Source organism: Streptomyces sp. AM25 (assembly GCF_058146165.1).
The window spans coordinates 1-5,051 of the sequence record NZ_JBKIWN010000106.1 but is presented as its reverse complement, the minus strand read 5'-3'; the positions used below and the strand labels follow the sequence as shown (position 1 = coordinate 5,051).

8 protein-coding genes and 1 pseudogene are annotated in these 5,051 nt (G+C 69.2%); 5 read left to right on the top strand and 4 right to left on the bottom strand.

Annotation, left to right across the window (positions count from 1 at the left end):
- The 3 genes from ACLHRZ_RS36910 to ACLHRZ_RS36900 form a co-directional block, all read right to left on the bottom strand.
- Positions 1 to 355, bottom strand: a 355-nt coding sequence (locus ACLHRZ_RS36910; protein ID WP_490422956.1) for a TniQ family protein, incomplete at its 3' end; no start/stop codon positions are given.
- Positions 352 to 579 carry a hypothetical protein gene (locus ACLHRZ_RS36905; protein WP_490422955.1) on the bottom strand — a complete coding sequence of 76 codons (228 nt, stop codon included), beginning with the start codon at positions 577 to 579 and terminating at the stop codon, positions 352 to 354. The genes ACLHRZ_RS36905 and ACLHRZ_RS36910, both read right to left, overlap by 4 nt.
- 214 nt (positions 580 to 793) lie before the next feature.
- Positions 794 to 1,504: a transposase family protein gene (locus ACLHRZ_RS36900; protein ID WP_490422954.1), complete on the bottom strand. Its 711-nt coding sequence runs from the start codon at positions 1,502 to 1,504 to the stop codon at positions 794 to 796.
- Between the two features lie 178 nt (positions 1,505 to 1,682).
- Between ACLHRZ_RS36900 and ACLHRZ_RS36895 the strand changes: the two are divergent.
- The 5 genes and pseudogenes from ACLHRZ_RS36895 to ACLHRZ_RS36875 form a co-directional block, all read left to right on the top strand.
- Positions 1,683 to 1,931, top strand: a pseudogene (locus ACLHRZ_RS36895) (IS701 family transposase); the annotation flags it as partial.
- A gap of 167 nt (positions 1,932 to 2,098) precedes the next feature.
- Positions 2,099 to 2,590, top strand: coding sequence for a hypothetical protein (locus ACLHRZ_RS36890; protein ID WP_490422953.1), 492 nt, complete (start codon positions 2,099 to 2,101; stop codon positions 2,588 to 2,590).
- A complete protein-coding gene (locus ACLHRZ_RS36885) occupies positions 2,590 to 3,423 on the top strand; it encodes an AAA family ATPase (protein ID WP_490422952.1) in 834 nt (277 codons plus the stop codon). Before ACLHRZ_RS36890 ends, ACLHRZ_RS36885 begins: the two co-directional genes overlap by 1 nt.
- Complete coding sequence (locus tag ACLHRZ_RS36880; RefSeq protein ID WP_490422951.1) at positions 3,420 to 4,115, top strand: TniQ family protein; 696 nt, start codon at positions 3,420 to 3,422, stop codon at positions 4,113 to 4,115. The genes ACLHRZ_RS36885 and ACLHRZ_RS36880 overlap by 4 nt, the downstream gene beginning before the upstream one ends.
- Positions 4,112 to 4,657 carry a hypothetical protein gene (locus ACLHRZ_RS36875; RefSeq protein ID WP_490422950.1) on the top strand — a complete coding sequence of 182 codons (546 nt, stop codon included), beginning with the start codon at positions 4,112 to 4,114 and terminating at the stop codon, positions 4,655 to 4,657. The genes ACLHRZ_RS36880 and ACLHRZ_RS36875 overlap by 4 nt, the downstream gene beginning before the upstream one ends.
- A gap of 56 nt (positions 4,658 to 4,713) precedes the next feature.
- Here ACLHRZ_RS36875 and ACLHRZ_RS36870 read toward each other — a convergent pair whose 3' ends face one another.
- The gene (locus ACLHRZ_RS36870; protein ID WP_490422949.1) at positions 4,714 to 4,926 is read right to left on the bottom strand and encodes a hypothetical protein; all 213 of its coding nucleotides are present in this window, start codon (positions 4,924 to 4,926) and stop codon (positions 4,714 to 4,716) included.
- Positions 4,927 to 5,051 lie beyond the last annotated feature (125 nt).

The following is a 5,051-nucleotide window of genomic DNA, read 5'->3' as shown; positions in this document are numbered from 1 at the left end:
GCCAACCAGGACTATGAATCAGCCCTGCCGCGAAGAGTGCGGGCTTGTCCGCAGTCTTGGTGAAGCTGCGCTTGGGTTTCTCGGGCTCCGTGCGCTTCTGCCGCACCAGATCGGACAATGCCCGTTCCAATGTGTCTTGTCGGCGTCCGGTGACTGCTGCGAGCCGGTCGGCTCGCGGGCGTTTGCCTCGTCCGTAGTCCGGTGGGCCGACGAGGTATCCGCGCAGGTAACTGGGCTTGAGGTGGTTGGCGCGGGCCAGGCGGCGGACGTAGGAGTCCGTACTTTCCCCGGTTTTTGGACGGGGGCGGACCGGCAGCAGCCGGAGCCGACCGTCGTCGTTCTCGCCGGTGCTCATGAGGCCGGTCGGGCTCTGCGGTTCTGGGCCGCGCGGTCGAGCTTCACGTTCTGGAGGGACTTGCGGGTGATCTTCTCGGTGCCGTCGAGGATGGCGTCGATGGCCGCGCCGCGGATGAGGTGGGACAGTGAGCCGATCATCCCGCCGGTGCGGTCGTGGAGGTAGTGGTGAGCCGCCCCGAAGTTTCCGGACAGGGATCCAATAGGTGAGGGGCGGCTCACCATGAGGGGCCATGAACTGGTCAGTCAACTGCCTGATGACGCCTGGACACGTCTGAGCTGTGGTGACGGTGCTCACGGCCCGCGCGAGTACGACTGGGCCACAGCCGCGATCCGCCCCTGGCGGCGCGAGGGCTGGGACCACTGGCTCCTCGCGCGGCGCAGCCTCACCGACGACACGGACATCGCTTACTACATCTGGAGGTCTATTCACGGGGCTTTACCAGCCTTTCTTGTAGAAGGCGAGGGCGGTGACGGCCTGGGTGACGAGGGCGAAGCGGGTGAGGGGGCCGCGGTAGCGGGTGGCGAAGATCTTCCAGTCCTTCAGGTGCGCGATGGCCCGTTCGACTGCAGCGCGGAGCGTATTGACCGAGCGGTTGCCCTCCTTGTCTCCTGCGGATCGTTCCTGGCCGGGCGGCTTGCGCCGTGGGGTGAGCAGTCCGGAACCGACGTAGCCCATATCGCCCATGCCCTGCCGTTCGGCGAAGGCCTCGGGGAAGCCGGACTGGCGCCAGGCGTGCATGTCGTGGCGGGAGCCGGGCACCGGCGCGGAGACCGCGAGCAGCTCGCCGGCGAGGGTGGCGGCGACCTGCAGGTTGAACCCGGTGTCACGGTGCTTGCCGGAGAACAGTGCGGTGCCCTCGCTCGCCCAGTCCCACGTCGTCACCAGGGTGCCGTCGACCAGTACGATCCGCCCCGCGGAGGCCTCGGCGGGATCGGGAACGTGAACGGCCAGGACCTTCTGCACCACCGGCAGCAGGGCCGTCCACCGCCTCGAGACGGTGGCCTGGGAGACCCCGGACAACTCGGCAGCCGCCTCCTGGACCGGGTTCTGCCGCAGCAGGAACAGCACCAGCACCACCGACCTGTACAGCCCCAGAGCCCACATCCGCCCCGGCACCACCGGCGGATCCGGATCCTCCACGAGCACCTGATGAACCCTCGCCACCAGCCCGTCAAGTTGATCGGTGTCCAGCCCTGTCGTAACGTTCCAGCTCAACGGCCCTGCCCCGGTAGAAAACTGACGTCATCCCAAACGTCACGCTACCGAGCAGGGCCGCCCTCATGATCAAGAACAGCGGAGCCGAGAACCCCGTGAATAGGCCTCCTGCTTCTGCCCGGCCGGGACTTTCCTTGATGAACTCGTGTCCGTCGCAGGGTCCCGGTGGATGGTCGAGGAATGCTTCCAAACTGCGAAGAACGAGACGGGACTTGACCACTACCAAGTCCGCGGCTACACAGCTTGGTACCGGCACATAACTCTCTCCATGGCTGCCCTCGCCTTCCTCGTAGTCCTGCGAGCGGAGGCAAAAAAGGGGATCCCGACACCGGCAGCGAGCAGTCCCTCATACCCGTGACCATGAACGAGGCCCGGCGGCTCTTCAACCGCATTTCCTCTCCCATCCGCCATGCCGTCCAGCATGTCATTGCCTGGTCGCTATGGCGCAGAAGAAGCCAAGCCCGAGCCCGCATCAGCCACTACAAACGCAGAGGGCATCACGGAGTGTCGTTGCAGTAAGGCACGATGCGCCGCCAGCACTCCGGCGTCCAGGCCAAACGGGGCCTTTGGGAGGTCCACCGCGACCCCTACGACGTTTCCCGGATCTGGGTACGCGACCACCGCGCAGGCGGCTCGTGGGTCCAGGCCAGCTGGAAGCACCTGAACCGGGCTCCGGTGCCCTTCGGTGACCTGGCCTGGAACCACGTCAGCCACCAGCTGCCCGGCGCCACCGAGACCGAGATCGCCGACGCAGTCGCCGACCTGCTCACCCGCGCCCACGCCGGGCCCGAGGAGACGGACCGGCCGGCGAAGCTGGCCAAGGCCGGCAGGCGGGACCGGCGGATGGCCGCCCGCACCAAGGCCACCAGGCCCTCGACCCCGGCGCCCCGTCCCGAGCCCGCCGAACAAGCGGCGGCCGATGCCCCGGACGAACCGGCCGAGGCGGAGGAGACGCTGGCCGAGGTGATCCCGCTGGGCCTGTTCGATCCGCGCGAAGACCCCTGGAGACGCACGTGATGACGCCGGACACCGCAGCCGAGGACACCGGACGGCACCTGACCACGCTGCCCGGATGGCGCCAGTTCGCCGTTGGCCCGCCAGCGCCTTTGCCCCTGCTGACCGCAGCCGAGTACGCCGCGCTGCCCGCGCCGGAGAAGTACCTCTACTACGAGGCCCGCCTCGACCACCACGCACGTCTGCTGGTGGTGGCCACCTCCACCGTCCGCCACACCGTCGCCACCGGCAGGCGCCTGGCCGTACTGAACCGGCACGCCATCAGCGCCCGCCGCGGCCTGATCGTCTCGGGACCCGCCGGAACGGGGAAGACCATCGCGATCACCCAGCTCGGCTTGGCGCACGAACTGATCGACCGCTCCCGCCATCCCCATGCCCAGGATCGGATCCCGGTCCTCTATGTCACCGTCCCGCCCGCCGCGACCGCCCGCATGCTCGCGGCCGAGTTCGCCCGCTTCCTGGGCCTGCCCGTGAGGGCACGTTTCAACACCACCGACATCATCGAGGCCGTCGTCGGCGTCTGCACCGATGCCCGCACAGGTCTGGTGCTGGTCGACCACCCCTTCCCCTACAACCGGGAATGGAAGGGCCTGGTCGCGCAGATGGAGAACACCCTGCTGCTGCACCAGCACACGCCGGGCAGCCTGACCGCACTCGACCGCTACCTCCACGACCGCACCGGCGGCATGACCGGCGCCCTGTCCCACCTCATCCGGGGCGCCGCGATCGACGCCATGCTCACCGGCACCGAGAAGATCACCCGAGACGGACTGGAAGCGGTCCCACTCGACTTCGCCGCCCAAGCCACGACCCGCAAGCCCCGGGCGGCACGATGACCATGAACCCCGTCCCCGACCCCTCGGTGACCCAGCTGCCCGTCCAGGTCCGGCCGCTCCCACGCGAGGGCACCGACGCGTTCATCGCCCGCCTCGCCCACGCCAACCACCTCAAGGCCGGCTACCTGCGGGACTACCTCTGCGAACCGCCCCACCACAAAGGCACCCCGAGCTACAGCCGCCTCGGAGCCGCGACCGGCCGGAACCCCGCCGCCCTCCGGGACACCCTGGAAGGCACATCCGGCACCTGCAAAGAGTGCGACGCACCGCTTCCGGCAACCAAGCCCGGCGCCAGGAGCCCCCGCCAGCACTGCTCCGCCCGCTGCCGTCAACGAGCCCACCGAAGACGCCACCGCCCGACGAGCCAGACTCCCCAACCACGACCGCTGGCCTGCGAGTTCTGCACCAACCCCATCGCCGAGACAGCCGAGGGAGACGCCCGGCGCTGGTGTTCATCGCGCTGCCGCCACCGGGCACACCTCCAACCGGCCGGGCCGGCCGTCCTGGAGCGCCAGACCGACATCTCCGAGCAGCGGCCCACGGCCGGCTGCCGGCACCGCGGCACCCCCATCGACCCAGGCCACACCGGAGCCCGCCGATACTGCTCCGCCGCCTGCCGCCAAAGAGCGTTCCGGCGGCGCAAGCAAATACAGAACAACGTCCCCGCGCACGACGGCCTGATCAGCCCGTGACCACTCCCCGAACGGACAGCTACTCGCAGCCCCCTCGGCTCGCCCGCCTGCCCATCCAGGTCAGGCCCCGCCTCGGCGAAGGCACCGAGTCCTTCATCCGCCGTCTCACCCACGCCAACCACCTGCCCCACATATACCTGCTCAAGGTCCTCTGCCGCCGGGGCAGTTACGGGACCCCAGACCTCGACCTGCTGGCGCAGGTCACCGGACGGACCATCACCGGCCTGCGGCGGGCACTCCCCGATGCACCGGGCCACACCGACACCGACCCTGCTCGGACCCGCGTCTTCTCCACGGCGCTCGACCGCCGGCTCACCAAGCCCTCGACCAGGGTCAGCCTCGCCATGCTCCTGCGCGACGCCTACCAGAACGGCACCCACCGGCACCGGTTCAGCGCCCGCTACGGACTCGACCGCCGCACCGTCCGCATCGCGCTCCAGCACCAGCGCGAGCCCATGCCCCGCACCCCCAACCTCACCGCGCTCCTGGCCTCAACCGACCCCGTTGACCTCGGCAAGCTGCATCACATACTCACCAGGTGACTTCGCCACCATGGACGCCCCCGGCCAGGTGCTGTTCCCAGACGCCACAGCCGTGCTCACCCGCGGCGCGAGGTCCCGGTCGCAGCCAGCAGATTCCGGACCTCCATCACGTTCATGCCGACACGCTCAGCGATACGGGCAACCGGCTCCCCGGCCCGGTACGCGCTGACAACCGCTGCGGTCAGCTGCCGGCGAGCCGAATCGGCCGCGGCTTGCGCCTCGCGCAGTGCCACAGCTGCCATCTCCAGGTCATTCTTCTCGCTCGCCATAGCAGTCATCGTGCCAGCCGGTGCGCAGGGCCGGTACGGTGGGCCTGTTCCAGAACGAGGCAAGGGGTGACGGCATGGCGGGCGAGACACTGGTGACGGTGGTGGGCAACCTGACCGCCGATCCC